Origin of the sequence: Actinomyces succiniciruminis, assembly GCF_900002405.1 — a bacterium.
GTDB lineage: Bacteria > Actinomycetota > Actinomycetes > Actinomycetales > Actinomycetaceae > Actinomyces > Actinomyces succiniciruminis.
Genome location: NZ_LK995540.1, coordinates 58,213 through 85,143 on the forward strand (window position 1 = coordinate 58,213; position 26,931 = coordinate 85,143).

Below are 26,931 nucleotides of genomic sequence, written 5' to 3' on the forward strand. Positions count from 1 at the left end.
AGACCCTCAATGACCACCCTTTCCACGGCGGTTTCCACACCGGCGTCGGCGCGTCGGCGCCCCGGCCTGTGGGCGCGGCTGCGCCACCACCTGTCCCGCTACTGGCAGCTGTGGGTGATGGTGGCGCCGGCCATCGCTTTCATCGCCCTGTTCTGCTACGTGCCGATGTACGGGGTCCAGCTGGCCTTCCGCGAGTACGACATCACCAAGGGGCTCACCGGCGGGGAGTTCGTCGGCCTGGAGTACTTCCGCCAGTTCTTCCGCGACCCCATGTTCACCAGGATCATCGGCAACACGCTGCGCATCAGCCTGTGGACCCTGGTGATGGGCTTCATCGCCCCGATCGTGCTGGCGCTGCTGATCAACCAGATCGCCTCCAAGCGCACCAAGAGCGCGGTGCAGACCATCACCTACATGCCCCACTTCATCTCCACGGTGGTCATGGTCTCCATGATCAACATCTTCCTGGCCCCGGGCACGGGCATGGTGGGGCGGCTCCTGGGCGGCACCAACCTCATGGGGGAGGCCTCCGCCTTCACCGGCGTGTACTGGGTCAGCGAGGTGTGGCAGCACGCCGGCTGGAACTGCATCATCTACCTGGCGGCGCTGTCCTCGGTGGATCCGGCCCTGTACGAGGCGGCCAAGCTCGACGGCGCCGGCCGGCTGCAGCTGATCCGCTACGTGGACCTGCCGGCCATCCTGCCGACGGCGGGCATCCTGCTGATCCTGAACATGGGCTCTGTCCTGGGGGTCGGCTTCGAGAAGGTGTGGCTGATGCAGAACGCCCTGAACATCACCTCCTCGGAGGTGATCGCCACCTACACCTACCGGATCGGCATCCTGGGGAGTCAGTTCTCCTACTCCACCGCCATCGGCCTGTTCAACAGCGTCGTGAACTTCATCTTCCTCGTCGTCGCCAATGGCGTGGCCCGGCGCACCAGCAACACCAGCCTGTTCTAGAAGGGATGAGACATGAGCAAGTCAGTTTCCGCGCCGGCGCCTCGGGTCAAGGTGGCGTTGTCGGCGGAGAGCGGACGGCGGCGGCGCGGCCGCGGCTACCGCAAGCAGCCCATGGACCGGTTCATTGACGCGGTCATCGCGGCGATCCTCGTGGTGATCGTCCTGGCCGTCATCTACCCGGTGTGGTTCATCGTCATCGCCTCCTTCTCCGACCCGACGCTGGTGTCCACCGGGCAGGTCACGCTCGTGCCCCGCGGCATCACCTTCAAGGGCTATGAGCAGATCCTGGCGGACTCGCGCATCTGGACCGGCTACCGCAACACGCTGCTGTACTCCTTCCTGGGCACCGCCGTGAACCTGGTGGTGACGCTGCCGGCGGCCTTCGCCATGTCCCGCCGGGAGTTCCGCCCGCGCCGGGTGATCATGTTCTTCTTCGCCTTCACCATGTTCTTCTCCGGCGGGCTCATTCCCAGCTACCTGCTCATGCGGCAGCTGGGGCTGCTGAACTCCATGTGGGTGTTCATCCTCCCGGGCGCCTTCAGCGTGTTCAACATGATCATCGCCCGCTCCTTCTTTGAGAACTCGATACCGGAGGAGCTGCGGGACGCCGCCCAGGTGGACGGGCTGTCCTACTTCGGGTTCTTCTTCCGCATCGTGATTCCGCTGTCGGGCGCCATCATCGCGGTGATCGGCCTGTACTACTTCGTGGGGCACTGGAACGACTACTTCACCGGCCTGGTCTACATCCACAACCAGGAGCTCCAGCCCCTGCAGAACGTGCTACAGATGATCCTGCTGGCCAACCAGACCCAGGCCGGCTCGGCGGGCATGAGCGCCCTGCAGTCGCAGAACTTCGCCGACCAGATCAAGTTCGGCGTCATCATCGTCTCCACGGTGCCGCTGCTGATCATCTATCCGTTCCTGCAGAAGTACTTCAACAAGGGCGTCATGATCGGGGCGGTGAAGGGCTGATGCGCTCGGTGGCGCTCGGCTACGAGCGGCTGTGCCGGGTGATCATGCTGGTGGCCACCATTAACGCCGCCTTCGTGGTCCACACCCTCGCGGGGGCGGTGGTGCTCGGCTTCTTCCCCTCGGTGGGCGCCGCCTTCACCACCTACCGCACCTGGCTGCTGGATGAGGACCACGCCTGGAGGGCCCGACGCGCCTGGTCCACCTTCCACACCGCCTGGCGCGCCGAACTGCGCGGGGCCAACCGCTTCGGATGGGCGCAGGCGGCCGTGGGCGCGCTCCTCGCCTGGGACTACTACCTGGCCAACTGGAACCTGCTGGGCGGGGTCGTGGGCATCGGCGTGTCCGGGCTGCTGCTGGTGATCAACGCGGGCTACGCCGTGGCGGCGCTGGCGGCCTGGGCGGTGCGCGCCCACGTGGAGGCGCCACTGGGCTGGACACTGCGGGCCGCCGTCGCCGTGGCCTGCCGGGCGCGGTGCACCGTGAGCATGGTGGTGCTGCTGGGCGTGTCGGCCTGGGTGTGGAGCCGCTGGCCGGGCGTGTTCGTGGCCTTCGGCCCGTCCATGGTCGTGGGCGTGGTGGCCGCCGCCGTGTACACCTTCGGCGGTCTGCCGGGGCTGGAGGCTCGGGCCATGAGCAGGCGGCGGGCGGCGTCGACCGGGGCGGCGGCGGGACGTCCGGCGACGGCGTCGGCGCTGTAGGCCTGGAACCACCCTGTCCTCTGCTGCGAGCTGTTGCGCCCTGATCCGATGGGTATACCCGCACACCAGGGTGCAAAAGCTCGTAGCAGGACGCAAAGTGTCGGGGTACATCCGAAGGTGGTGGAAACGCCCGCGTGTGCCGGTGAGTTGCCAGGTACACTACGGTGAGTTCGGACTAGTCCCGATGAGTGTCACCGGCGAAAGCACGCGGCGCCGGCGGCCGACGGCCCGACAAGTAGTCACGCAGTTCCTCTGGTCACTGTTGATCGCGCGTGCGCTTTTGGGACTGGAAAACGGCAACCTGCTGTCCATCGCGGCCTGGCTGACCCCGCGTGTCTGGCTTTACCCGCTCTTCTTCGGCGTCATGGGCGTGTACTCCTACCTGTACTGGATGCGTCACCGGGACGACTGAGGCTTCCGCCCGATTGGACGTGACTGCGCCGGTGGCCGTATCACCCTGTGAGTCCGGCAGGTGAATCAGGGCCAGGTCAGGGGAATCCCGCATGGCTGGACCTGGGGAACCGGCGTACAAACGAGTCATGGAGACGCGGACACCGGGTGGGGCAGGCACCCAGCACCACCAACACAGCCGACCGGGCGTGGGCTCCCACTCGATCATCACGTTGAACCGTGTGTCGCGAGACTTCGGCCGGCTGCAGGCACTCGCCCCGCTCGATCTGGAGGTCGGCGCGGGGCGAGTGCTTGGCTTGCTTGGCCCCAACGGCGCCGGCAAGACCACGCTCATGTCGATCATGGCCTGTGAGCTGGCGCCGAGCACGGGGACGGTGACGGTCGGCGGCACTACGGTCACCGACACCTCCGCTGCGCGCCGGGCCCGGCGCCGGCTCGCGCTCATGCCCCAGCGCCCGGCGTCGGTCCCGGGATTCAGCGCCCTCGACACGGTCGAGTACGCGGCCTGGACCAAGGGCCTGCCCACGCGCGGGCGACGGGAGGCCTGCATGGAGGCACTCGACCGGGTGGGACTGGCAGCGCAGGCCAAGCGGCCGTTGCGTACCCTGTCGGGCGGCATGGTCCAGCGCGTGCACCTGGCCGCCGCCCTCGTCAGCCGCCCCGCCCTGCTGCTACTCGATGAGCCGACCGTGGGCCTGGACCCCGCCCAGCGCATCGCCTTCCGCGGCCTGGTCGAGGGGCTCGAAGACACCGCCACGGTGCTGGCCACCCACCTGGTCGAGGACGTGCGCGCCCTCAGCGACGAGATAATGGTGCTCGACGCCGGGCAGGTCCGCTTCCGCGGCACCACCACGCAGTTGGAGGCGAGAGCGAACTCTGAGGCTCCCGGAGACAACCAACTCGAGCGCGGCTACATGAGCGTGCTCAGTCAGGAGCAGTCATGAGCGGCGTGCTGCGCATCGAACTGCGGCGCTCGCTGCTGGTCCGTGTGGCGCCCCTGGCCGCAGTAGGACTGGTGGCCCTGATGCTCAGCGACCGTCACCAGTGGCAGGGAGTATGGCCCGAGGCATCGGCGGCCATCACCGCCCCGCTGTGCTACCTCGGCCCCGCCCTGGCCGGGGCGGCAGCCTGGGAGGCGCGGCGTCGCCGCAGGGAAGGCGAGTCCCGCAGCGGCGGCGAGCCCTGGGCCGGACCTTTGCTGGCCGCCTACCTGCTGGCGGGAGCGGGAGTGATCGCGGCTGGCGCGATATGCGCGGTGGTGGTCAACCTGTCCGCCTCCGCCCCGGCGGGCTTCCTGTGGCCCTCGTACCTCATCATCGCCCTGGCCGTGGTAAGCGAATGCCTGGCTGTCGGCGTCCTGTTGGGCCGACTCGGCGGCCCGGCCTGGTTCGCGCCCGTGGTCGCCGTGCTGGCCTGCTTCCTCCGGCTCATCACCACCCAGGGGACGGCCGTGGGCGCGCCGGAGAGTCGGCTGACCCGAGTGTTCCTTGCCGGCCACGCCTGGGTGGCATTGACACCCGCAGGGGTGACGCTCGCCGTCGTCGAGGCCGCGATTGTGATTGCCGCCGCTCTGGCGCTGCCGGGTCTGCTCGCCGCCCCGCGAGCCCGTCGTGAGCGCACCGCCTTCCCCTGGCCGCGGCGAACCCGAGTGGCAGTCACCGCGGGCTGTGCGGTGTGCGTGCTCGGGACCGGCCTCGTGCTGACCGGTCCGCCGCTGACGGTGGAGCGCGCCATTCCCGAACATCCCGTATGCACCGATACGCAGCTGCGGCTGTGCGTGTGGCCCGAGGACGCAGCCCGGCTGCCCGCGCTGACCACGCTTGCCGAGCGCGCCGCCGAGCAGGCGGATGCGCTCGGCCTGGAGCTCCCCGACCACGTCAGTGCCTACGGGCTGGAGCCGGGGGCCTCGAACTTCACCATCGAGTCCGATTCCGTCTGGTTCGCTGCGAACGACCTGGCGGGAATAATCGTCAGCTCGGCGGTGTCGGTCGACTGCCTGCCGACGGACGCGGATCCTGGCGTGGAGGACTTCTATCGGGCGCACGGAGAGCTTGCGGGGTTGGTGGAACTGCGCCTGCAGGGCGCCGACGCCCGCCCCGCCGGCATGGGAGACACCAGAGACATCGACCGTGCGGAGATCGCGCGCGTAGCCAAGTCCGACGAGGCCACACAGGACGCCTGGATGCAAGCGCGCCTCGACACCATGCGTGACAGCGCGGCGGAGCAGTGCCGGTGAAACTCTACGTGCGCTCCCGCAGGCTGCTCGCGGCCGGCGCGCTCATGGCGGTCATTGCGGTCATCAGCGCGGTGATCGGCACCAACATGCTGACGCTCGTATCCCGCGGCGACCCCGTGGCCGTGCCCTACCTGCTGGTGCTCGACGCCTTCATCGCGGTGTTGGCGGTTGGCAGCCTGGGCTCCCCGGTGCCCGCCATGGATCGCGGGGACGTCGGCGTGGTCGCGCGGGCCCGCTGGCTGCACCTGGCGGGCATGGGAGCCCTGGGGCTGTTGCTTGTGGTGGCGGCGTCCCTGCCCCGTTCGGGCATGGGCGCCCTTGAGGCGGGGCGTGCCTACCTCGCCTGGCTCGGCCTGGCACTGCTGGCAGCCGGCATCCTGCGCGAATCCCTGGCCGCAATCGGTCCGTTGGCGGGATTCTTCGTCATCGCCTGGTTCGGGCACCCGGCTGGAGCGCCCGCGCCGTGGAACTGGGAGCAGGCACCCGCCACCATGTTGACGTCCTGGTTGGTCGCCGCCGGGCTGCTGGCAGCTGGCCTGCTCACCTGCGCCCGCCGCTGGCGGGGTGACCTCGGCCTGCCGCGCCCCTGACGCAGGAACACGCCCTTTACCTCTGCTGCGAGCTTTTGCGCTCTGATCCGATGGGTATGCCCGCACACCAGGGTGCAAAAGCTCGCAGTAGGAGACAGGGGGTCGGCACAGGCGTTGAACCCTGTGATGTCCAGGAGGCCGGCCTCGCCGTCGTCGGCGGGCTACACGGCGATTAGGCGCAGCCCGGGGCCGACGGCGTGCAGGTCGCCCGGGTCCGAGGTCACTACCGCGTGGCCCTGCTCGCGGGCGTGCAGCACCACATGGACGTCGACGGCGTCGGGGTGTCCGCTGCGGCCGCACAGCAGCCCCACCGCCCGCGCCGTCATGTCGTCCAGCGGGATGATCTGAACCGCGGGGTCTCCCAGCAGCCGTGCGACTCGCGCCTGGCGGGGTCCTCCTCGCCAGGCCTGGGCGACGACGCCGGCGGGTACTGCCAGCGCGATCCCGGCCTCGACTGCCCGGCGCAGCAGGGCCCGCATTCTGGCGTCGCCGCGCTCAAGCGCCAGCAGTGCCCCGGTGTCCAGGGTCAGGCCCGTGACCTCGCCGTCCGTGGTCACGCCAGTCCCAGGGCGCGGTCGGCCCAGGCCAGGTCGGCGTCGTCGACCTGGCCCAGCTCGCGGTCCAAGTCGTCGAGCAGCTCGGTCAGGCCGTCCTCGCATTCGGTTCGGGCGACCGCCGCGCTGATGTACCCGGACACCGAGGCCGCCCGCCCCTGCGCAACCGCACGCCGGATGTAGCTGACCTGCTCATCCGGGAGGCTTACCGCAATCTTCTGAGTCATACTGGATTCATACCGCTCGGGGTGCGATGCCTCGGCCGCGGGACATGGGTTGCCGAGTCCGGGTTGCGGTGCGCGGGTGACCGCGGGCCTGCAATGGAGTGACGCCGTCCTTGCAAAAAGGTTACAGGATGGTGCCGCAAGTCCACGCAAAACCCCGTATCCGCCCATGAATATCCCGAATCCGGCTTGCAAGGCTTGCAACAAGGCGGGGTGTCGTGTGTAATGGGGGCGTCAGCGCCGTCGAGCTGTGGGCCGTTCCGCGGTTCATGGCTCACGATTGGCAGTTGCTCTCTACCCGGGCCTCGGCCCGGCAACCTCGTGTCCAAGGGAGGACAATCAATGCGACCCATCACCCGTCGCTCCATGCTCGGTGGCTCCGCGGCGGTCGCGCTCGCCGCGACTCTGGCCGCCTGCTCCAACGGGTCCGACTCCAGCTCCGGCTCCGGCGACTCCGGGACCGGCTCGGTCTACTTCCTGAACTTCAAGCCCGAGGCCGAGGACGCCTTCAAGACCATCGCCTCCACCTACACCGAGAAGACCGGTGTCCAGGTCAAGGTCGTCACCGCCGCCTCCGGCACCTACGAGCAGACCCTGCAGACCGAGGTCGCCAAGTCCAACCCGCCCACGATCTTCAACATCAACGGCCCGGTCGGCCTGGCCACCTGGCAGGACTACGCACTCGACATCTCGGACGCAGACTTCGTCAAGGACCTCACCGACCCGTCCATGGCCCTGACCGACGACTCCGGCACCGTCTACGGCTCCCCGCTCGCAACCGAGGGCTACGGCCTGATCTACAACGGCGAGATCATGGACGCCTACTTCGCGATGGACGGCGCCAAGGCCTCCTCCATCGACGAGATCAAGGGCTTCGACAAGCTCAAGGAGGTCGTCGAGGACATGCAGTCCAAGAAGGACGACCTGGGCATCGACGGCGTCTTCGCCTCCACCTCCCTCACCCCCGGTGAGGACTGGCGCTGGCAGACCCACCTGGCCAACTACCCCATCTACTACGAGTTCAAGGACAAGGAGGTCACCGACACCCCCGACCTCGAACTGACCTACTCGGACAACTACCAGCAGATCTTCGACCTGTACCTCAACAACTCCACGATCGCCCCCTCCGAGGCCTCCGCCAAGACCGTCTCCGACTCGATGGCCGAGTTCGCCCTCGGCAAGGCCGCCATGGTCCAGAACGGCAACTGGGCCTGGTCCCAGATCTCCGAGGTCGACGGCAACGTCGTCAAGGAGGACCAGATCCACTTCATGCCGATCTACATCGGCGTGGACGGCGAGGAGGACTCCGGCATCGCGCTGGGCACCGAGAACTACCTGTCGATCAACTCCCAGGCCTCCGAGGCGGACCAGCAGGCCTCCATCGACTTCCTGAACTGGCTGTTCATGGACGCCGAGGCCGCCAAGCTGCTCACGGACAACTCTGTGGTCTCCATGGCTCCCTACTCGGCCTTCGCCGAGCTCGCCCCCGCCGACCCGCTCGGTGCCGAGGTCGTGGAGTACATGAACAACGAGGACCTGTACCCGATCAACTGGGTGTTCCAGACCTTCCCGAGCCAGGACTTCAAGGATCAGGTCGGTCAGCACCTGTCCCAGTACGCCTCCGGCGCCGAGGAGTGGGACGACGTCAAGACCTACTTCGTCGAGGAGTGGCACGCCGAGAAGAGCGCCTGATTCTCCGCACTCCCACAGCGGCCGTTGAGTGGCCCTTGTAGAATCGCGAATTGACGACGGCGGCGCCCGGTGACACTGCCGGGCGCCGCCTGTCATTCCCGCTCAAACGCGCCGTCACCACCCCGCCTCCGTGAACCCCTCGAGACACACATGACCAAGTCGCTCAAGAAGTATTTCGTCGTCTTCACCGGCCCCACGCTGATCGCCTTCCTCATCGCGTTCATCGTGCCCTTCTTCATGGGCCTGTACCTGTCGCTGACCAAGTTCACCACGCTGACCAACGCCAAGTGGGTCGGCTTCGCCAACTACCAGACCGCCCTGACCGGCAACACCGGCTTCGTCAAGGCGCTCGGCTTCACGGCCCTGGTCTCGGCCATATCCATCATCACCGTCAACCTCGGCGCCTTCGCCCTGGCCTACCTGCTCACCCGCAAGCTGCGCGGCACCAACCTGTTCCGCTCGGTGTTCTTCATGCCGAACCTGATCGGCGGCATCGTGCTGGGCTACACCTGGCAGGTCATGCTCAACGCGATCCTGCGCCACTGGGGCCAGACCATCGTCAACGACTGGCACCTGGGCATGCTCGGCCTGATCCTGCTGATCAACTGGCAGCTCATGGGCTACATGATGATCATCTACATCGCCGGCCTGCAGAACGTGCCGCCGGAGCTGATCGAGGCGTCCCAGATCGACGGTGCCGGTAAGTGGATGACCCTGCGTCACGTCACCATCCCGATGGTGATGCCCTCCATCACCATCTGCCTGTTCCTCACCCTGGCCAACACCTTCAAGATGTACGACCAGAACCTGGCGCTGACCAACGGCGCCCCGCTCAAGCAGACGCAGATGGCGGCGCTGAACATCGTCGACCTGATGTACAAGCAGGTCGGCAAGCAGGGCATCGCCCAGGCACAGGCCGTCATCTTCTTCATCATCGTTTCCGTCATCGCCGTGCTGCAGCTGCGCGCGACCCGCGCCAAGGAGGTTGAAGCGTGAGCACCGAGACCCTCGCCCCCATGGGCCCGACGGCCATCAAGCCGATGCAGCCCTCCAAGCCCGCCCGCCGCAAGCAGACGGCCGGTCAGAATCTGCTCACCGCCCTGCTGACGGTGCTGTCGCTGATCTGGATCATTCCGCTGCTGTTCATCCTGATCAACTCCTTCAAGGGCAAGTTCTTCATCTCCGACTCGCCCTTCTCCCTGCCCACCGGCGAGACCTTCGCCGGGCTGACCAACTACATCACCGGTCTGCAGCTGTCCGGCTTCGCCCGGGCCCTGGGCTGGTCGCTGTTCATCACCATCGGCTCGGTGGCGGTGATCGTGCTGCTGACGGCCATGACCGCGTACTACATCACCCGCGTCAAGACCTGGTGGACCTCCCTGATCTACTACCTGTTCGCCTTCTCCATGATCGCCCCCTTCCAGCTGGTCATGTTCCCCACCGTCAAGATCGCCGACGCGCTGGGCCTGGCGACGCCGTGGGGCATGATCATCCTCTACCTGGGCTTCGGCGGCGGCCTGTCCGTCTTCCTGTTCGCGGGCTTCATCAAGTCCGTGCCGATGGACATCGAGGAGGCCGCCTACATGGACGGCTGCACCCCGTTGCAGAGCTACTTCCGGGTGGTCATGCCGCTGCTCAAGCCGACCTCGGTGACGGTCGCGGTCCTGAACGCCATGTGGGTGTGGAACGACTTCCTCCTGCCGAACCTGGTCATCGGCCAGGACGAGCGCTACAAGACGGTCCCCATCGTCATCCAGATGCTCGTCGGCTCCAACGGCAACCGCGACATGGGCGCCCAGATGGCCATGCTGGTCCTGGCCATCATCCCGATCGTCGTCTTCTACGCCTTCGGCCAGAAGTACATCGTCGAGGGCGTCGCCGCCGGGGCCGTCAAGGGCTGAGTCGGCCCGCGCCATGCCCGGTTTCCTAAGACCCGACTCGGCCTTCTACCGGGCCTGGTCTGCGGCCGCCGACCTCGTCGTCGTCAACCTGCTCACCCTGCTGGCGTGTCTGCCGATCATCACCGCGGGCGCAGCGCTTACCGCCTGCGCCCGCGTGGTGATGGAGATGGTGCGCGAGGAGGACACCTACACGGTGCGCACCTGGTGGCGGTCCTTCCGCACCAACCTGGTCCAGTCGCTGGCCTGGTGGCTGCCGGTGCTGGTCGCGGCGGGACTGGCCGCGTGGATGAATCTGTCGCTGTCCCAGCTGGGCGGCGCCGCCCTGACCGGTCTGGTCGACGCCGGGGCGCTGCTTATCGTCGCCGTCTTGATCTGGCTGGTGCCGCTGGTCGCCTTCTTCGACAACACCGTCGGCGCGCACGTGGCCAATGCGGCGCGCCTGGCCGTTGGGGCGCTCGGCCGCACCGCCGTGTGCCTGCTTCTGCTTGCCGCCCCCGTGGTCTTGGTGGTGGCCCTGCCGGGCGCGCGCGCCGCCGCCGGCTGGTTCGTGGTGTTGCTCGGCGTCGCCTTCATCGGTTACCTCATGGCCCTGGTGCAGCGTCCCGTCATCGACCGCCTGCGTGAGGGCGCCCGTACGCCCACCGGGTAGCGCGGCTCGGCGCCGCGCTACCCGGCACCGGCTACTGCTTCAGCTCGGCGTCGATCACCGCCATTTCATTGGGCACCACCGACAGGTCCAGGCTGGAAAGCAGCTTGCCGGTGGAGATCTGCACCAGGTGCAGCTTCTTGGCGGTGGGGTCGGTGATGTAGGCGAAGTCGCCGGCCGTCTTCACGTTGGGGCCGGGCTCCTGCCAGTTCTCGTTCTCCGTCCAAGGCGTGACCACGTCCACCTGCTTGGTCACCGCGGCCGATGCCGGGTCGATGAGGTTGAGCCGGCCGTCGTAGGTCAGTACCACTCCCTCCCCGGCGGCGCCGCGGCCGAAGGAGCGGAACCAGTAGGCCGAGCCCAGCTCCACGGTTGTGGTGGTGGCATCGGTCGTATCGATGATGCCGACCTTGGTGGGGTGCTCCGGCGCGGCGCCGTCCACCGGCTCAACGGTCTTGTAGTCCGTGAGCACGTACGGGGAGTCGGGGGAGCCGAACTGGTTGCCGCTGCGCTGGTACGCCTCCGGCACCGGCACCTTGTGGAACTGCCCGTCGCGGAAGACCACCGAGCCGTTGGTGCAGCCGAAGCTGGCCACGTCCTCGCCCTGTGCAGTGGCCTCGCCGTGGACGCCGGGGCAGTCGGTGGACTCGGCACCGATGCTCCCGTCGGCCTTGCGCTCGTGGACCGTGTGGCGCTCGTCCTCGGTCCCCTCGGTCACCAGGACGCTGCCACCGGCCAGGGGGACGGCGACGCCGTGGTGCGGGTCGTTCGTCTGGAAGCTGGTCAGCTCGTCGGGGCTGAGTTGTCCGTCCTCCAAGGCGCTGGTGTCGAAGATGGTGACCGTGCCGGTGCCGTCATCGAAGACGGCCGTCTTCCCGGCGTGGGTGACGACGTGTCCGGGGGTCTCCGCCGCGATCACGGAGCCGGTGAGGCCGGGGGTGGTGGTGTAGTAGTGGTTGTGGTCGCCGTGGGGCTTGACGATCATTCCCAGGTCCAGGACCTCGAACCCCTCAGCGGAGGAGACCAGCACATGGCGGCCGTCCCCGGCCGGGTTGAGGCGCAGGAAGCCTTCCTTCTTGATGTCCGCCACGACGGTGCCGTCGGAGGTGTCGACGATCTGGATGCCGCCGTCGTAGGCGATGGCGGCGCGCGGATCCACATCGCTGACCTCCACCGGCTTCTCCGAGGCGGATGCCTGCGCGCCCGCGCCGTCCCTATCGCCGTTGGGCGAGCCGGTGGTGGGCGCGGAGGCGTTGGAGCACGCTGCGGCGGACAGCACGAGGACGGCCGCGGTGGCAAGTGCAAGGGTGTGCGGAAGGTGCTGGACTCTCATGCCGCAAACGGTAATGATTATCGTTACGGCTCGCAAGGCGGCGTTGACAATGCGCGCCGGATCCCGCTGCGTGTGCGTCGTGCGCAGGAGGCCGGAGCCATGGAGGTCGTTTCCGAGAAGGAGCCCTCGCGGCGTCATCTCCTCCTCCGGGCTCTTCCCGGCCGCGATCCCGTATCGCAACGTGGATGCCGGGCGCGCGCAGAGTCGTCGTGGACGCCCTGATGCTGAGTTTCTCGGGAGGATTCATGATGCGAAGGCAACTGCGCCGTCGAGCATCGCTGGCGGTCGTCATGGCGGTTGTCATCGGGTTGCTGCTGGCATCCGGTGCCCGGTATGGGCCGGAGCAGTCACAGCCCGCCGTCAAGGAGACGGCCACCGCGGTTATCGACTCCGGTGACGTGGACGGTCCGCACGCCCCGGTCGACCGCGTGCCCGCCCACACCACGGTTGAGCTCAGCGATGGCGCGGTTGTCAGGGATTTCGACCTCGGCGACGTCGAGCTCGGTCCCCAGTCGAATCCCGGGGCGTTCCGGGCGCCGGTGCGCGGCGTCCTGGTCACCCCCGATACCGAGGCCCAGAGCGCGCCCCTGGTGATCTTCAGTCACCTGCGCACCTTCGGCTGCGCCGATGACACCTTCGGCTACCCCTGCGCAAGGGGCGTCGAGGAGATCCGTGCGGACCGGGGCATGACCTATTTCGGCAAGGCCCTGGCCGCGCAGGGGTACGCAGTGCTGATCCCCGACCTGTCCCCACTGTGGTCGGGGGCGGAGCTGTCCGCCCCCTATGACCAAGTCGCCGGCTGGCTCGCCACCGTCGGGCGCATGCGCGAGGAGGCCATCGCCGCATCGGCTGGAAGGGACTCCGTCCTGGGGGAAGGACTGACCGGGGCCGTCGACGCGAGCCGGACCGCGCTCATCATGCACTCGCGCTCCGCCGGCATCGCCAATGCCGCGGTGGAGTCCTGGCGGGAGTCCGCGAGCCCCATCACCTCACTGATGTCCTACGGCGGCGACTACGGTGTCCCGGACGGGCCGGAGGCAGACTTCGCCGCTCCGGCGCCCGCGTATGTGCCCCTGCTCGCCGTCGACGGCGATGCCGACCGCGATGTCAAGCAGGCCGGCCCCATGTGGCTGGCCGAGCATATCGGCCAGCCGCGCAGTGCCCCGGCCATCAGTGTCCGGCTCCCCGGATACGGGCACAACTACATCAACCGGGCGCTGTCGGAGCGCGGCTTCGACGACCGGGTACTGGACGAGGGGATGGAGGCGCCCAAAGCGGCCGACCACGAGCGCATGCTGACGGACGTAGCCGTGCAGTGGCTGGCCCAGACTGTGCGGGGGGAGACCGGGGCGATCCCCACGTCGTCGATGGCTGAGCTGCCCGAGCAGCTCGTCGGCATTCCGGCGCGCTGGCTCATCGCCCCCGGAGTCGAGCGAGTGAGCTGGACTGCCTCCGGTGATGCGGCCGACGCACCGGCACTGACCGCGCTCAATGGCGGAAGCGTGACCACCTGCCGCACCTACGCGGATATGGATCCCAACCAGTATTCGGACCGGTGCCCGTACCCCGAGGTGGGAGTCCTGTCCTCCCGCTCATTCACGGCCGCCGTCACCCTTACCGATGGCGGTGGTGGGCACCTGGACACGGACGCGCACGACGTGCAGTCCCTCGCCGTCCACCTGGCGCCCACGGGGGACCGTGCAGACGGCCTGACGCATACGCCACTGCGCGTCGTGGTGACTGCGGCGGATGGCTCTCGATACGTGCTGGAGCCCTCCGGGAGGCTTGAAGCGCTGCGGAACCTGGCGAGGGCGGACGCGAACGGGGACTACACCCTGGCCACGATCAGGTTCGTGCTGCCTGAAGAGGCGGCCTCCACCCATGTTGTCGGGGTGGACCTGACTGGTGGCCCCGCTGGAGGAAATATCAGTGTGCGCGGCGTGGACCTGGTGACAGCCGGGCGGTGAGGGCGGCGCGTCCCAGGCCACCAGGCACCGGTGCGATCGGGGTCGTCGTATGAGGTAGTGGTGCCAAGTAGCGGCAAAACCGGGCCCGGTGGTGGGGGCGGGCGCCGAGACAGATGGGCTCCCGCCCACCGGGCCTCGGGTAGGCTGTCCGCGGCGCGCCCAGGCCGCGCCTGCCCTCCGGGGCACCCACGCACACAGGGAGCAGCAATGCCAGCCGTCGTCGTCGTCGGAACTCAATGGGGAGACGAAGGAAAGGGCAAGGCGACCGACCAGCTCGGTCAGGGCGTCGACTACGTCGTCAAGTTCAACGGCGGCAACAACGCCGGCCACACCGTCGTCATCGATGGCGAAACCTTCGCCTTCCACCTCCTGCCCGCGGGCGTCCTCACCCCCGGGGTGACCCCCGTGATCGGCAACGGCGTGGTGGTGGACCTGGAGGTCCTATTCCAGGAGATCGAGGAGATAACCTCCCGCGGCAAGGACGCCTCCGCACTGAAGATCTCCGCCAACGCCCACCTGATCCCCTCCTACAACCGGGTCATGGACCGCACCACCGAGCGCTTCCTCGGCGCCCGCCAACTGGGCACCACCGGCCGCGGCATCGGCCCCACCTATGCGGACAAGATGAACCGCGTGGGCCTGCGCGTGCAGGACCTGTTCGACGAGTCGATCCTGCGGCAGAAGGTCCACTCCGCCCTCGCCCAGAAGAACAGCCTGCTGCTGAAGGTCTTCAACCGTCCCGCCATCGACCCCGACGCCGTCGCGGACGAGCTGCTGTCCTACGCCGACCGTGTGCGCCCCATGGTGGTGGACACCTCCCTGCTGCTCAACCAGGCCCTCGACGCCGGCAAGACCGTCCTGTTCGAGGCCGGCCAGGCCACCATGCTCGACATCGACCACGGCACCTACCCCTTCGTCACCTCCTCCAACCCGACCGCCGGCGGTGCCTGCACCGGCACCGGGGTGGGCCCCACCCGCATCGAGGCCGTCGTCGGCGTGGTCAAGGCCTACACCACCCGCGTCGGCGAGGGGCCCTTCCCCACCGAGCTCACCGACGCCATGGGTGAGCGGCTGCGCGCCGAGGGCGGCGAGTACGGGGTCACCACCGGCCGCCCGCGCCGCTGTGGCTGGCACGACGCCGTCGTCACCCGCTACGCCGCCCGCGTCAACGGGCTCACCGACCTGGTCATGACCAAGCTCGACGTGCTCACCGGGCACGAGACCATCCCCGTGTGCGTCGCCTACGACGTCGACGGGGAGGTCACCTCCGAGATGCCACTGACCCAGACCGACTTCCACCACGCCAAGCCGGTTTACGAGGAGCTGCCCGGCTGGAGCGAGGACATCACCGGCGTGCGCCGCTTCGAGGATCTGCCCGCCGCCGCCCGCGACTACGTGCTGCGCATCGAGGAGCTCGCCGGCTGCCGCATCTCCGCGATCGGGGTGGGGGCGGGCCGCGAGGCCACCATCACCCGGCACCGGCTGCTCGGCTGAGCGGTTAACGACGACGGCGGCCGGCCCCGCAGGTGGGGCCGGCCGCCGCTGTTGTCACGCGGGCACGCTCACGTCTGGACGGCGCTAGCTCACTGGTGTCCGTAGGGGCCGGACTGCTGGCCGTAGGGCGGCTGGCCGGGCTGGTACTGCTGCGGGTTGCCGTAGCCGGGCTGGCCGGGCTGGTACTGCTGCGGGTTGCCGTAGCCGGGCTGCTGCGGCTGTACGCCGGGAGCCTGCTGGCCATAAGGCTGCCGCGCGCCATAACCCGGCTGGCCGTAGGGCGGCTGACCGGGCTGCTGGTAAGACTGGGCCGGGTATCCGGTGGGGTATCCGGTGGCCGAGACGGCGTGCTTCTTCTGGTTCTGGTAGACGACGACGCCAACCACGACACCGACGATCGCTAGCAGGCCCACGAGGCCGAGAATGACCGGCAGCAGCGAATGCCCGTCGTCGGAGTCGGCACTGGCGGGTGCCGCAACCGCTTCGCTCGTGGGAGTGGGTGTCGCGTCCCCGGTGGCAGGAGACGGCGCGTCGGTGGGCTCCGCGGAGGCGGAGGGGCTGGGCGTGGCCGGATCGGCGGTGTCCCAGCCGGTCGCCTGGAGGGAGTTGAGCGCGGCGATATCCTCCCAGTCGGCCTTGTGGCCGGAGATGGTGGCGTTCTCGTCGGCTTCGATGACGTCGCCGGGGAAGGTGAGCGTCATGGTGGCGGAGTCGTAGTCGCTGAAATCTGTGAGACTGGCGATCTCGACGATATATGTGTTGTCCTGGTGCTTAATCTTGAAGTCGTCGTCGGTGAATCCGATGATGGGGATTCCGGCCATTGTCAGGATGCAGCTGTTGTCCTCGGTAGAGAGCGTAACGTCGACATCATCATCGGCGTCGTCAATGGCCTTGAGGTCATCGAGCTCCAGAAAGTCCTCTGTGCAATAAACATCGGGTGTCAAGTTGTCGAAGCTCATGTTCAGGGTCATGTCCACGGTTTTGTTCTCGTGCAGCTCGAGGTCCAAATGGGCTGCGGCATACACGCCGTCGTTGTTGTCGGCGACGGCGGCGGGACCCACGAGTGCGGAGCCGAGCAGTAGCGAGGAGCCGGCCACTGCGGCGCCGGCGCGGCGCAGGGTGGCGGGGGAGAGGATGCTCATGCCGGGAGTGTACGGAACCTTCTGGGCGGCGGCCTAGAGCCGGTCTGGGAGGTGGCCGCTTAAGCGCCGCCGAAGGATCGACGGGCACGACATAGGGCGACGCCCACGCGTCCGGTGCCGGGCGCGTGGGCGTCGCGAGGCGTTTGCTCAGTGCTGCGCGTTGGGGTCTACGGGCGGCTGGTACTGCTGCGGGTTGCCGTAGCCGGACTGGCCGGGCTGCTGTGGCTGGGCGCCGTAACCCGGCTGCTGACCGTAGGGCTGCTGCGGCTGGGCGCCGTAACCCGGCTGGCCGGGCTGCTGCGGTTGGGCCGGGTATCCGGCCCCGGGGTAGCCGACGGCCGGGGCGGGCTTCTTCCGGCTCCGGGAGACGATGAAGGCGATGACGCCGGCAACCACCAGGAGCGCCACCACGACGAGCACGATCCAAATGGCCGAGCTCTTGCCGGCCGAGTCCTTGCCGACCGCCCGGATGGTACCTGCGTCGGTCAGGTCGTCCCAGGTGACCTTGTTGCCATCGATCTTGGCGCTGTCATCGGCTTCGGTGACCTTGCCGGGGAAGGTGACGGAAATGGAGATCGAGCTGAGGTAGTCGCCGGCGTCCCCCAAGTCGCCGAAGTCGACGATGTACTCGTCGCCCTCGTGCGTGATCGGGGAGTCGGAGCTGTCAAGGGCGTCAAGAGAGGCGCCGGTGACGGTCAGGGTGCAGGAGTCGTCCTGGGCGGCGACGTCGAGCTTGGCTTCGTCACCGAGTTCCGCGATGTCGTCGTCACTGATGCCGCTGAGCTCCAGCATGTCCTCGGTGCAGTAGAGGCTGGGGTCGATGCCGTCGATTCCCGTCGATATGGACATGTCGATGACCTCGTCCTCGTGGAGCACGAGGTCGAGGCTCATGCTTGCTGAGAGTCCGTAGAGGTCGTCGTTATCGTCGGCGATCGCGGTGGGGCCGAGGAGGGCAGAGCCAAGCAGCAGCGCGGAGCCGGCCACTACGGCGCCCGCGCGGTGCAGGGAGTTGGGGAAGAGGTTGTTCATGCCCCGGAGTGTACGGAAGCACCCCACCTCCGGCAACAAAACGATGACGTTCAGTGGCGCCGCGAACGGTGCCGCCACAGTGCGGCCGCGCCCACCGCCGCGCCGGTGACCGCCACCCCTGCCACGATCCAGGTTCCGTAGCGGTCCCAGGCCGACACGCCTGCACCCGCCTGCGCTCGCCCGGACGCGCTCACGCCGTCGTACAGCAGGTCGGCGTCCTCCCAGGTGACGGTGGTGCCCTTCACGGTGCCGCCGCCGGCGTCCACGACGGCGCCCGGGAAGGTGATCGACAGACGGGCGTCCACCACCGTGTTCAGTGACTCCGACGACCCAGACGGCTCAGACGTGGACTCCGCGGTGGCGGCCTGCGTGGGATCGGTCGCCGCGGTGGCGGCGGCATCCGCATCCTCCTGAGCATCGTTGGCGGCGAGTGCGCCCCCGACACCGGCGATGTGCACCACGTACAGGTCCCCGTCGCGAACCACCAGCTGTTCCGATGCGGCATCCTCGGCGTCGGCGTCGGGGATGGGCACGCCGGTGACGTGCACCTCGCAGCCCAGTCCCTCGGCGTCGTCGGCGGAACCGATCGGGGAGGCGGTAACCGTCGCGCCGGTGCCGGAGCCGATCAGCGAGTCGGCGGCGAGGCTCTCACAGTCGGCGCCGTCGGTGAAAACCGTGCCGGTGGTGTCCCGCATGACCAGGTCGACGGCGTAGGTGCCGGCCGCATCCAGGCGCATGTCCATGTGGGCGGTGCAGCCGGACAGCGCCAGTGCGGCCGCGCCCACCGTGATCGCGAGGCGGTGGGCGAGTGCGCGTTTGCGGCGGTCGGCGAGTGGCTTCGGAGGCACGCCCCGACGCTACACGGCGGCGGGTGTGGCGGGAAACACCACCCCGGAGGGCCCCAATTCCGCGTTCGGGGGACCTTCGGACGTGACCTGGGGCGCCAGATGAGGAAGGATAGGACCTGACCCGTTGAGTCACGAGAATCGAAGAAAGAAGGACTCACATGACAGTGTCTGAGCAGGATGTCCGGGCGGCTGCACCGGCCAACGCCCCCGAGGACGTCATTGCCTTCGCCGTCCGCCTCGCCGAGCTCGGCAAGCCGGAGGACGTTTACTTCTGCGACGGCTCCGAGGAGGAGTGGGACCGCCTGACCACCGAGATGGTCGAGTCGGGCATGTTCATCCGCCTCAACCCGGAGAAGCGCCCCAACTCCTTCCTGGCGCGTTCGCTGCCCAGCGACGTCGCCCGCGTTGAGTCCCGCACCTTCATCTGCTCCGAGAAGGAGGAGGACGCCGGGCCGACCAACAACTGGTACGACCCGACCGAGATGAAGAAGATCCTCAACGAGAAGTTCGACGGCACCTACGCCGGCCGCACGATGTACGTGATCCCCTTCTCCATGGGTCCGCTCGGCGGTCCGATCTCCCAGCTGGGCATCGAGATCACCGACTCCCCGTACGTCGTGGCCAACATGCGCATCATGACTCGCATGGGCGCCAAGGCCATGGACCTCATCAACGAGGGTCGCACCTGGGTTCCCTGTGTGCACTCCGTGGGCGCCCCGCTGGCCCCCGGCCAGGAGGACACCACCTGGCCGTGTAACGAGGAGAAGTACATCACCCAGTTCCCGGAGACCAACGAGATCTGGTCCTACGGCTCCGGTTACGGCGGCAACGCCCTGCTGGGCAAGAAGTGCTACGCGCTGCGCATCGCCTCAACCATGGCCCGCCGCGACGGCTGGATGGCCGAGCACATGCTGATCCTGCGCCTGACCGACGAGAAGTCCGGCAAGCAGTACCACGTGACCGCCGCCTTCCCGAGCGCCTGCGGCAAGACCAACCTCGCCATGCTCCAGCCGACCATCCCCGGCTACAAGGTCGAGACCGTCGGCGACGACATCGCCTGGATGCGTCCCGGCGAGGACGGCCGCCTGCGCGCCATCAACCCCGAGGCCGGCTTCTTCGGCGTCGCCCCCGGCACCGCCTACACCACCAACCCGGTGGCCATGGACACCATGAAGGCGAACACCATCTTCACCAACGTCGCCCTGACCGATGACGGCGACGTCTGGTGGGAGGGCATCGACGCCGAGCTGCCCGACCACCTGATTGACTGGCAGGGCAACGACTACACGCCCGCCGACGCCGCCGCCGGTAAGAAGGCCGCGCACCCGAACTCGCGTTTCACCACGCCCGCTTCGCAGTGCCCGATCATCTGCCCCGACTGGGAGGCCCCCGAGGGCGTCCCGATCGACGCCATCCTGTTCGGTGGCCGGCGCGCCACCAACGTGCCGCTCGTGGCCGAGCAGTACAGCCCCGCCCACGGCGTCTTCATCGGCTCCTCCGTGGCCTCTGAGGTCACCGCCGCCGCCACCGACGTCAAGGCCGGCTCGCTGCGCCACGACCCCTTCGCCATGCTGCCCTTCTGCGGCTACCACATGGCCGACTACTGGGGCCACTGGCTGGAGATGCAGGAGAAGCTGGGCGACAAGTTCCCGAAGGTCTACCAGGTCAACTGGTTCCGTAAGGACGAGAACGGCAAGTTCCTGTGGCCCGGCTACGGCGACAACTCCCGCGTGCTCGACTGGATCGTGCGCCGCGCCGCCGGTGAGGTCGACGCGATCGAGGGCGTGACGGGTCTGTACCCGAAGTTCGAGGACTTCAACCTCGATGGCCTGGACGTCGACGAGTCCGTCTGGAACAAGATGTACGACATCGACCCCGACGCCTGGGCCGTCGAGATGGACAGCACCGAGGAGTACTACGAGCAGTTCGGCGACAAGGTCCCGGCTGCCCTCCGCGAGGAGCTGGCCAAGTTCCGCGAGCGCATCGCCGCTGCCAAGGCCAACGCCTGAGCAGCCGACACTCCCCAGGCGACGCCTGGATGTCAGCGGGCGCCTGAGCGCCTCGGGGTCCCCGGTCTTCTGACCGGGGACCCCGCCGCATTCGGCGGGCGAATTGTCCAGAATCGGCACGAACGCCCCTCCCTCCCGCCGACGGCGAACCATGATCGGCATCATTTCAACGTTACGCACCCGGCCGCTCCGCGCCCGCAGGGCGTTTATGCCGATTTTGGACGTTTTCTGCTGTGTGATCGGTTTCCTGCGGCGAGGAGCTGGTGGATCTCCGCGCCTACCTTGCCCAGCTCCACGTCCTTGCGAGTGAATCGGGCTACCCGGTAGCCCTGTTTGATCAGTTCGCGGTCCCGGGTGCGGTCCCGGGCGAACTGGAACTCATCCTCGTGGTATGTGTAGCCGTCCAGTTCCAGCACCAGCCATCCCGCGACCAGCAGGTCGACTTCCCCCACCCTGGGAATGTCCACGCCGTCCACGAAGGGAATTCCGGCGTCGTGCAGCTGCAGACGTGCCAGCGTCTCCAGGGGTGAGCGGGCTCTTGGACTGGCCAGGGCCAGACGTCCTCGGGCTTGAACCGAACCCGGACCGCGCAGCAGTGTGGCGACCGCCTCTGCCGATGTGTGCCCCTGGTGCAGCGCCGCATCGCAGGCCATTAGGGGCCCTTCACGGCTAGGGGCGCACCGCAGGTAGAGGGCCAGCATTAGTGGTACCGGCGCCACCGGGAACTGGGCCAAGGGCGGCAGCTCAAGACCGCTTTCGACATGCAGCACCTCGCCCCGGAGCGGGGCTCGATTCGAGGTGTGGGGGACTGCCAGGTGGACGGGTGCCCATAGGCGCGGTCGGGGATAGCCGTAGTGCTTCACGGCGTGCAGGCAGGTGATCAGCCCGCCATGGACGCGTGCCAGGATCAGGTCCCAGCCCGCGCCGGGTAGAGCCACCACTCCGTGTGGGTAGGCGAACAGGGCGCGAGCCTCGACTAGCTTCTGGGCATGGCGCCGCTCTGTGCGGTCCAGGCCCAGATCCCGCAGCCGCACGGCGCCGTGGCAGGCCCGTACCCGCGCCAGAATGTCGTCGTCGCACTGTCTCATGGTTCCGAGGCTGCCCTGGGCGAGCGCTAGCACGCCAACGGCCCCAACGAGCTCTGTGGATTCACCCTGCACGAACTCGACCTGTGGGTACCGGTGACTATCGTCGGCGCGATTGTCCAAGAACGGCATAAACGCCCTGCGGGCGCGGAACGGCCGGGTGCGAAACGTTGAAATGACGCCGATCGTGATTCGCCGTCGGCGGGCGGGAGGGGCGTTCGCGCCGATTTTGGACAATTTGCCGACTGTGCGGAGGCAATCCAGGGAGCTCGACGGCGGTGATCCCGGGGTGAGGATGGTGATTGCACCGGATCCGGTGGGGCACCCGAGGAGACATCGGCTGTAACGCCCGGTTCCTCTGGGCTTCTGGGGCCCTGGGGCAGAAGGTCAGCTGGGGAGCATTCCTGCTCCGGTACGGGGACGGCCTCAAGTGGACCGTCGCGGTTGAGCCGGACATCGACCTGGGCGGTGGGGCCTGGCTGACACGCTGGTGCCATACGGTCAGTGCGCCGCTGGTGGGGTCGGCATCCTGGCCGGGGAGGAGAACGATGGCATCGTCGTCCTCATGACGGGCGACGTCGCTAGCGAGGTGGCAGTAGCGCTGAGCTGGAGTGCGGGTGGCGGGGTGAGACTTGTAGGCACGTCGCTTGCTGCGGCGAAGGTGCCCTTCACGGATGTGAACCGTCGCGATAGTGTAGTGATGTGCACGTAATATTGTTTGAAATGGCCTATTGGTACCGGCGCGCCCGCCAGACTCGGGCGAGTAAACGAAGCGTAGGAAGGTCCGGCGGCTTTGAGACCGACGGGAGGTCGGACGCCGCGCTACGGCATGAAGAAGGAATGCGTGGTCGCGAGGAGGCCGGCTCGTTGTCAGATGCTGGACTCCGGCGTTCTGGGCAGAGTGATGTTGCGGAAGGTCGCACTAAGGATGCTGAGCATGCTACGCAGGAGGCTGATACGGATATTTCCGCAGTCGGTGCGGAAGCAGATGGACCTGCGCGCGACAAGAAGAACAAGAAGTTCCGGGGGTACCGGCCTGTCAGTGAAGTTGGCGGAAGAATGCAGCCAGGTTACTATACTATGTTACTGGTGACGGCATTCATGTCAGTGACGATGGCGCTGGGGATCTGCGTGCTGGTACTCATGCCTGTGTCTGGTGGCTCGCTCTCCGCAAGTAGCATTGATGGACTCATTAGTTGTCTGCGCCGCTCGGAGGTGCAGGAGACCTTACTGGGGCTCGAAGGCATCATCGCCGGGCTGACGGTGACGCTGGCGGCACTGTCCTGGGTAAGGAAAAGCCGTCCCGACGACCCGCGCTACTGGCGTGCCTGGCTGAATGATGTGTTTGATGACGCGCGGCGCGAGGAGATCTCGCTAGCGATGATGATGGTGCTTGCGGCACTGTTTGGTGCCGTGGCGTGGCTGTACCTGGTGGGCGTGTGGCCGACCGGCGGTGTGGAGGAACCCACATATGGTGGTTTTGTCTGTGGAGCGGTACTGGTCGTGGTCGCAGGCCTAGTCGGTTTTCTGCCCTATGTCCAGGTGAGTGGTGAGAGCGGAAGACTTAGGGCCTACGCGGAGACGCTTCAAGGGCTGGTCGCATTCGCACGGTGGTGGATGGCGGTCTCTGACGAGGCTGGTGATTGTGGTGACAGTGGCGAAAGTAGTGGCACACGAGTACGGGAGTGGCTGCCGGTGAGCATTGCTTGCGGGCTGCTGGCTGCGGCGGTGGTCGTCGTCGTGATGATTTTGTCTGGAGCGGGCGGCCTCCAAGGGATGGTTATGATGATTGGTGCATTCGTTGTCAATGCAATTACCGGGACCTTTGCTGTCTACTCGACAATCCCCTGCATTCCCGGAGTTATTATGTGGAAACGTGGCGCCAGATTGAATATGTGGGTTGTCTTTGCTGTAGGTTCACTTATTGCTTTCATGTACAACCTGCTATTATTGGTGGTCGCGATTGTGTCCATCCGAGGGGAGAGTGTGGGTGGCCTTCAAAAGATTGCTCTTGCGGTGTTGCTCGCCCCAGTTCCATGGGAAATTGTCTTGGCGGTATATCTGTCGCGGGGCTACCGGATTCCACTCCTGCGGCGGGTGGGTGCAAGGACTGTCCGAAATAAGAGGGCGTCTCTGCAGAGGTCGTGCCGGTACTACTTTGCGGCAGACTCGGAACCGGATGCCGGCATCAACGACGAGGATATGACTGTGATCGCCGACATCCTCCTGCCTAGGCGCAGCGTGCTGGTGCTTCCCTCTGGTGAACGGAGTTGCTCTGACTCGTCTGCCGGAGGGCGGGAAGGTCTGCGTGAGGAGCCGGTGGCGCGCAAGCATGGCAAGAGCAAGTCGATGCCAAGAGGCTCTTCTAGTCGCTGGCGGCAGCGCGTTGACTTCTGCGAGCCTGCTGGCGGTTCTGACGAAACAGGCTCCGGGGCTGGGGTCGCTGGACGTCGTATGAAGGACCGTTCTTCGAAGAAGAACCCAGGTAGCGGTCCTGCCGACTTTGACCGCTCCGAGCCGCAGCCGGACGCGCGGGGTCGCGTCAACGCCCGGGATTACATTGAACAGCTCTTCGAGATCACGCTGTCGACGGCGTGTACGTATCGGCCCGGTCCTGATGCTCCCTGAGTGCGGATGCGCTCATCCTGGGTGATGCGGTGCCTGCGGCGCGCGGTATCGACGAGAGCCCGGAGGTGGCCCGGCGGATGGGCCTGTGGGGTGGTGAGATGAAGCCGTCGACGCCCGAGCGACCGTTAGCGGGCGCCCGAGCCCCGGACCGTACTCGCAAACTGTCCAAGAACGGCATAAACGCCCTGCGGGTGCGGAGCGGCCGGGTACGAAACGTTGAAATGACGCCGATCGTGATTCGCCGTCGGCGGGAGGGAGGGGCGTTCGCGCCGATTCTGGACAGTTTGCCGACTGTGCAGAGACAATCCACGGAACTCAACAGCGGCGACGCCGCCGACGGATTAGGTGGGCGCCTTGTGTCAAGACACCTGGGCGGCTAGCGTGGTCGCATGACTGCTGCCAACCGCGCTCTGATCATCGTCGATGTCCAGCCGACCTTCTGCGAGGGCGGCGCCCTGGCCGTGGCGGGCGGGAACGCGGTCGCCGAGCGAGTGGCCGCCTACGCCGCTGCCCACCGCGACGACTACGACCTGGTGGTCACCACCCAGGACTGGCACATCGACCCCGGCGAGCACTTCTCCGAGACCCCCGACTTCGTGGACACCTGGCCGCCGCACGGCGTCGCCGGCACCGCCGAGGCCGAACTGCACCCGGCCCTGGCGGAGCTGGCCCCGGATGTGAGCGTGAAGAAGGGCCAGTACGCCGCCGCATACTCCGGCTTCGAGGGCGTGGACGAGACCGGCGCGGGCCTGGACGCGCTCCTGCGCGCCCACGGCATCGAGGCCCTGGACGTGGTCGGACTCGCCGAGTCCCACTGCGTGAAGGAGACAGCGCTCGACGGCGTGCGCGGCGGGTACCGGGTCCGCGTCCTGACCGACCTGACCGCCCCCGTCAGCCCCGAGCAGGGTGAGGCCGCCCGCACCGCCATGGCGGAGGCGGGCGTGGAGCTGGCGCCCTCCGCCTAGTCGTCCAGCTGGGCGCGCGGCGCCCGCCAAATGCCGAAACGCTCAATCTCGGCCCGCAACGCCGGCCGGGCGGCGACCTCGTCCCAAGGTAGAAATACGTGCCGCATGCGGTCGTCGACGAGCATCAGCACCTGACTGTCGGCGTCATAGCTGGTCAGCTGCAGGCGGGACATGTCGGCCCAGCGCACGGAGGTGTGCCCGGTCAGGCGCCAGGCGCCGTCGTCGTCGCGACGACGCTCCTGCCACAGGGCGGCCAGCGTGTGCTCGCTGACGCGCAGGCTCTCGGGGTGGGCGATGTCGATGCCGCGGTCGGGGTCGTAGGGGAGCGCGACCTCCATGCGGGCGGGCTCTTCGGGTACGTCCCAGACGATGTAGCCGTAGCGCTCGGCCAGTACGCGGGTGGAGTTGTTCAGGGGTACGTGCGCGCTGGCGCGCAGCTGGTCATAGGCGCGGCGCACCCCGGCGGAGGTCGGGCGCAGTTCGGCGCTGCGTCCGGTCAGGCGCAGATGCCGGTCGAGAGCCGCCACTTCCTCCGGCCCGAACTCGTCGAGCGCGGCATCGACGACGGCGTCCGGGATGGGCAACGGGTTGTGGATCAGCTGCTCGATGATGCGGCGCAGCAGCATGGGGGTCGGCTCCCGCTCCTCCAGGTGGATGCAGCAGTAGGCGGCGTCGCGCAGCTCCACCACGTTCAAACCGAGGTTGTCGTAGACGTTGAAGTCGCGCAGGACACGGATCGACTGATGCGCCAGGGCACGCATGGCCACCAGTGTGTTCGCGCCCGGCACGCCCACGGAGCTGAGCAGGATGCGCCGGTCGTCATTGCAGGGCAGCAGGGCGGGGCGGCGGTCGAGGTACATGGGCGGACGCGCCGGGGCCGTGCCGTAGGCGGGCTGCGCGGTCCAGCCCACGCCGACCAGGTAGGGGTCGTTGGAATCGAATACGTGCCGGATTTCGCCGCGGCGCGGGTCCAGGCGTGCCAGCAGGGCGCGTACGGCCTGCCAGGCGGCCTCGCCGTCGGGCGCGTGCACGCGCAGGTTGCCGAGGGTCTGGGTGTTGGTCCCGACGTAGGTGGCCAGGTCCCGGTCCCAGACGACCCCGGGGCGGCTAATCGGTGTCGCATCGGTGGTCAGCAGGCCCGGCTCGGCAAACAGGTCGCCCAGATGCTCCCAGGCGCGCAGCACGGCTTCGCGGCGCCCCCAGACGGCGATGGTGAGACTGACGGCGGTGAAGCTCGCGTTCGCCTCGGGCACGGCCACGTCGCCCACGCCGATCTCCACCGGCCGCTGCAACTCGGCGCGCAGTGCCCCGCACAGGCGCGCCAGGGTGTCGAGCGCGGCGGGCGGCTCGTCGACGGCGCCGTAGTCCAGGGTCAAACCCAGCAGCGCCTGTCCGGGCTCCAGGCCCGCGGTGCGCACCATCCAGTCGTGCCCGGCGAAGGACTCCCACTCGTGCTCGGGTTCGACGACGTCGTTCATCTCGGCTCACCTGCCTGACCGCCTGCTTGCGTGCGGACCGCTGCCGGGTCGGGCGAGGCGGGCCGCCCC

The 26,931-nt window shown here is 67.8% G+C and carries 24 protein-coding genes; 16 read left to right on the top strand and 8 right to left on the bottom strand.

Going from position 1 to position 26,931, the window contains the following annotated elements; genetic code table 11:
* Positions 1–9: 9 nt before the first annotated feature.
* The 7 genes from BN1056_RS12740 to BN1056_RS12770 all read left to right on the top strand — a co-directional run bounded on the left by BN1056_RS12740 (position 10) and on the right by BN1056_RS12770 (position 5,867).
* Entirely contained in the window at positions 10–960 is a 951-nt protein-coding gene (locus tag BN1056_RS12740; RefSeq protein ID WP_210581762.1) for an ABC transporter permease, read from the top strand.
* A 12-nt stretch (positions 961–972) separates the two neighbouring features.
* A complete protein-coding gene (locus tag BN1056_RS12745) occupies positions 973–1,932 on the top strand; it encodes a carbohydrate ABC transporter permease (protein ID WP_210581764.1) in 960 nt (319 codons plus the stop codon).
* The gene (locus BN1056_RS12750) at positions 1,932–2,630 is read left to right on the top strand and encodes a YesL family protein (RefSeq protein ID WP_210581766.1); all 699 of its coding nucleotides are present in this window, start codon (positions 1,932–1,934) and stop codon (positions 2,628–2,630) included. Before BN1056_RS12745 ends, BN1056_RS12750 begins: the two co-directional genes overlap by 1 nt.
* Positions 2,631–2,814: 184 nt before the next feature.
* Positions 2,815–3,042, top strand: coding sequence for a hypothetical protein (locus BN1056_RS12755; RefSeq protein WP_210581768.1), 228 nt, complete (start codon positions 2,815–2,817; stop codon positions 3,040–3,042).
* Between the two features lie 127 nt (positions 3,043–3,169).
* Positions 3,170–3,985, top strand: coding sequence for an ABC transporter ATP-binding protein (locus BN1056_RS12760; protein ID WP_210581770.1), 816 nt, complete (start codon positions 3,170–3,172; stop codon positions 3,983–3,985).
* The gene (locus BN1056_RS12765) at positions 3,982–5,277 is read left to right on the top strand and encodes a DUF7224 domain-containing protein (RefSeq protein ID WP_210581772.1); all 1,296 of its coding nucleotides are present in this window, start codon (positions 3,982–3,984) and stop codon (positions 5,275–5,277) included. Before BN1056_RS12760 ends, BN1056_RS12765 begins: the two co-directional genes overlap by 4 nt.
* Positions 5,274–5,867, top strand: coding sequence for a hypothetical protein (locus BN1056_RS12770; RefSeq protein WP_210581774.1), 594 nt, complete (start codon positions 5,274–5,276; stop codon positions 5,865–5,867). The genes BN1056_RS12765 and BN1056_RS12770 overlap by 4 nt, the downstream gene beginning before the upstream one ends.
* 161 nt (positions 5,868–6,028) lie before the next feature.
* On the opposite strand, the gene BN1056_RS12775 is transcribed toward BN1056_RS12770, so the two are convergent.
* Both BN1056_RS12775 and BN1056_RS12780 read right to left on the bottom strand, forming a co-directional pair.
* On the bottom strand, positions 6,029–6,424 hold the full coding sequence (locus BN1056_RS12775; RefSeq protein ID WP_210581776.1) for a type II toxin-antitoxin system VapC family toxin: 396 nt from the start codon (positions 6,422–6,424) through the stop codon (positions 6,029–6,031).
* Positions 6,421–6,648, bottom strand: coding sequence for a toxin-antitoxin system antitoxin subunit (locus BN1056_RS12780; RefSeq protein WP_210581778.1), 228 nt, complete (start codon positions 6,646–6,648; stop codon positions 6,421–6,423). The genes BN1056_RS12775 and BN1056_RS12780 overlap by 4 nt, the downstream gene beginning before the upstream one ends.
* Positions 6,649–6,987: 339 nt before the next feature.
* Here BN1056_RS12780 and BN1056_RS12785 point away from each other — a divergent pair, with 339 nt between their 5' ends.
* The 4 genes from BN1056_RS12785 to BN1056_RS12800 all read left to right on the top strand — a co-directional run bounded on the left by BN1056_RS12785 (position 6,988) and on the right by BN1056_RS12800 (position 10,887).
* Positions 6,988–8,337 (top strand): ABC transporter substrate-binding protein, encoded by a 1,350-nt coding sequence (locus tag BN1056_RS12785; protein ID WP_210581780.1) that lies wholly within the window; start codon positions 6,988–6,990, stop codon positions 8,335–8,337.
* 150 nt (positions 8,338–8,487) lie between these two features.
* Positions 8,488–9,333, top strand: a complete 846-nt coding sequence (locus BN1056_RS12790) for a carbohydrate ABC transporter permease (protein ID WP_073331246.1) — start codon at positions 8,488–8,490, stop codon at positions 9,331–9,333.
* 44 nt (positions 9,334–9,377) lie between these two features.
* Positions 9,378–10,238, top strand: coding sequence for a carbohydrate ABC transporter permease (locus tag BN1056_RS12795; protein WP_244671724.1), 861 nt, complete (start codon positions 9,378–9,380; stop codon positions 10,236–10,238).
* A gap of 13 nt (positions 10,239–10,251) precedes the next feature.
* Positions 10,252–10,887, top strand: coding sequence for a MusI family membrane protein (locus BN1056_RS12800; RefSeq protein WP_210581782.1), 636 nt, complete (start codon positions 10,252–10,254; stop codon positions 10,885–10,887).
* A 31-nt stretch (positions 10,888–10,918) separates the two neighbouring features.
* On the opposite strand, the gene BN1056_RS12805 is transcribed toward BN1056_RS12800, so the two are convergent.
* On the bottom strand, positions 10,919–12,217 hold the full coding sequence (locus BN1056_RS12805; RefSeq protein ID WP_244671710.1) for a hypothetical protein: 1,299 nt from the start codon (positions 12,215–12,217) through the stop codon (positions 10,919–10,921).
* 245 nt (positions 12,218–12,462) lie between these two features.
* Between BN1056_RS12805 and BN1056_RS12810 the strand changes: the two genes are divergently transcribed.
* A complete protein-coding gene (locus BN1056_RS12810; RefSeq protein WP_139240944.1) occupies positions 12,463–14,184 on the top strand; it encodes an alpha/beta hydrolase family protein in 1,722 nt (573 codons plus the stop codon).
* A gap of 207 nt (positions 14,185–14,391) precedes the next feature.
* Positions 14,392–15,678, top strand: coding sequence for an adenylosuccinate synthase (locus BN1056_RS12815; protein WP_210581784.1), 1,287 nt, complete (start codon positions 14,392–14,394; stop codon positions 15,676–15,678).
* Between the two features lie 89 nt (positions 15,679–15,767).
* Here BN1056_RS12815 and BN1056_RS12820 read toward each other — a convergent pair whose 3' ends face one another.
* The 3 genes from BN1056_RS12820 to BN1056_RS12830 all read right to left on the bottom strand — a co-directional run bounded on the left by BN1056_RS12820 (position 15,768) and on the right by BN1056_RS12830 (position 18,697).
* Positions 15,768–16,820, bottom strand: a complete 1,053-nt coding sequence (locus BN1056_RS12820) for a hypothetical protein (protein ID WP_210581786.1) — start codon at positions 16,818–16,820, stop codon at positions 15,768–15,770.
* 147 nt (positions 16,821–16,967) lie between these two features.
* Positions 16,968–17,849: an LppM family (lipo)protein gene (locus BN1056_RS12825; RefSeq protein WP_210581788.1), complete on the bottom strand. Its 882-nt coding sequence runs from the start codon at positions 17,847–17,849 to the stop codon at positions 16,968–16,970.
* Positions 17,850–17,899: 50 nt separating this feature from the next.
* Positions 17,900–18,697, bottom strand: coding sequence for an LppM family (lipo)protein (locus tag BN1056_RS12830; protein ID WP_210581790.1), 798 nt, complete (start codon positions 18,695–18,697; stop codon positions 17,900–17,902).
* 158 nt (positions 18,698–18,855) lie between these two features.
* Here BN1056_RS12830 and BN1056_RS12835 point away from each other — a divergent pair, with 158 nt between their 5' ends.
* Positions 18,856–20,706 carry a phosphoenolpyruvate carboxykinase (GTP) gene (locus BN1056_RS12835; RefSeq protein WP_210581791.1) on the top strand — a complete coding sequence of 617 codons (1,851 nt, stop codon included), beginning with the start codon at positions 18,856–18,858 and terminating at the stop codon, positions 20,704–20,706.
* Between the two features lie 206 nt (positions 20,707–20,912).
* Here the strand turns inward: BN1056_RS12835 and BN1056_RS12840 are convergent, their stop codons facing one another.
* The gene (locus BN1056_RS12840; protein WP_244671711.1) at positions 20,913–21,794 is read right to left on the bottom strand and encodes an endonuclease domain-containing protein; all 882 of its coding nucleotides are present in this window, start codon (positions 21,792–21,794) and stop codon (positions 20,913–20,915) included.
* 1,077 nt (positions 21,795–22,871) lie between these two features.
* On the opposite strand from BN1056_RS12840, the gene BN1056_RS12845 reads away from it, so the two are divergent.
* The gene (locus tag BN1056_RS12845; RefSeq protein ID WP_210581793.1) at positions 22,872–24,419 is read left to right on the top strand and encodes a hypothetical protein; all 1,548 of its coding nucleotides are present in this window, start codon (positions 22,872–22,874) and stop codon (positions 24,417–24,419) included.
* Positions 24,420–24,808: 389 nt separating this feature from the next.
* Positions 24,809–25,384: an isochorismatase family protein gene (locus BN1056_RS12850; protein WP_210581795.1), complete on the top strand. Its 576-nt coding sequence runs from the start codon at positions 24,809–24,811 to the stop codon at positions 25,382–25,384.
* On the opposite strand, the gene BN1056_RS12855 is transcribed toward BN1056_RS12850, so the two are convergent.
* The gene (locus BN1056_RS12855) at positions 25,381–26,862 is read right to left on the bottom strand and encodes a hypothetical protein (RefSeq protein WP_210581798.1); all 1,482 of its coding nucleotides are present in this window, start codon (positions 26,860–26,862) and stop codon (positions 25,381–25,383) included. The genes BN1056_RS12850 and BN1056_RS12855 overlap by 4 nt on opposite strands.
* Positions 26,863–26,931: the final 69 nt, after the last annotated feature.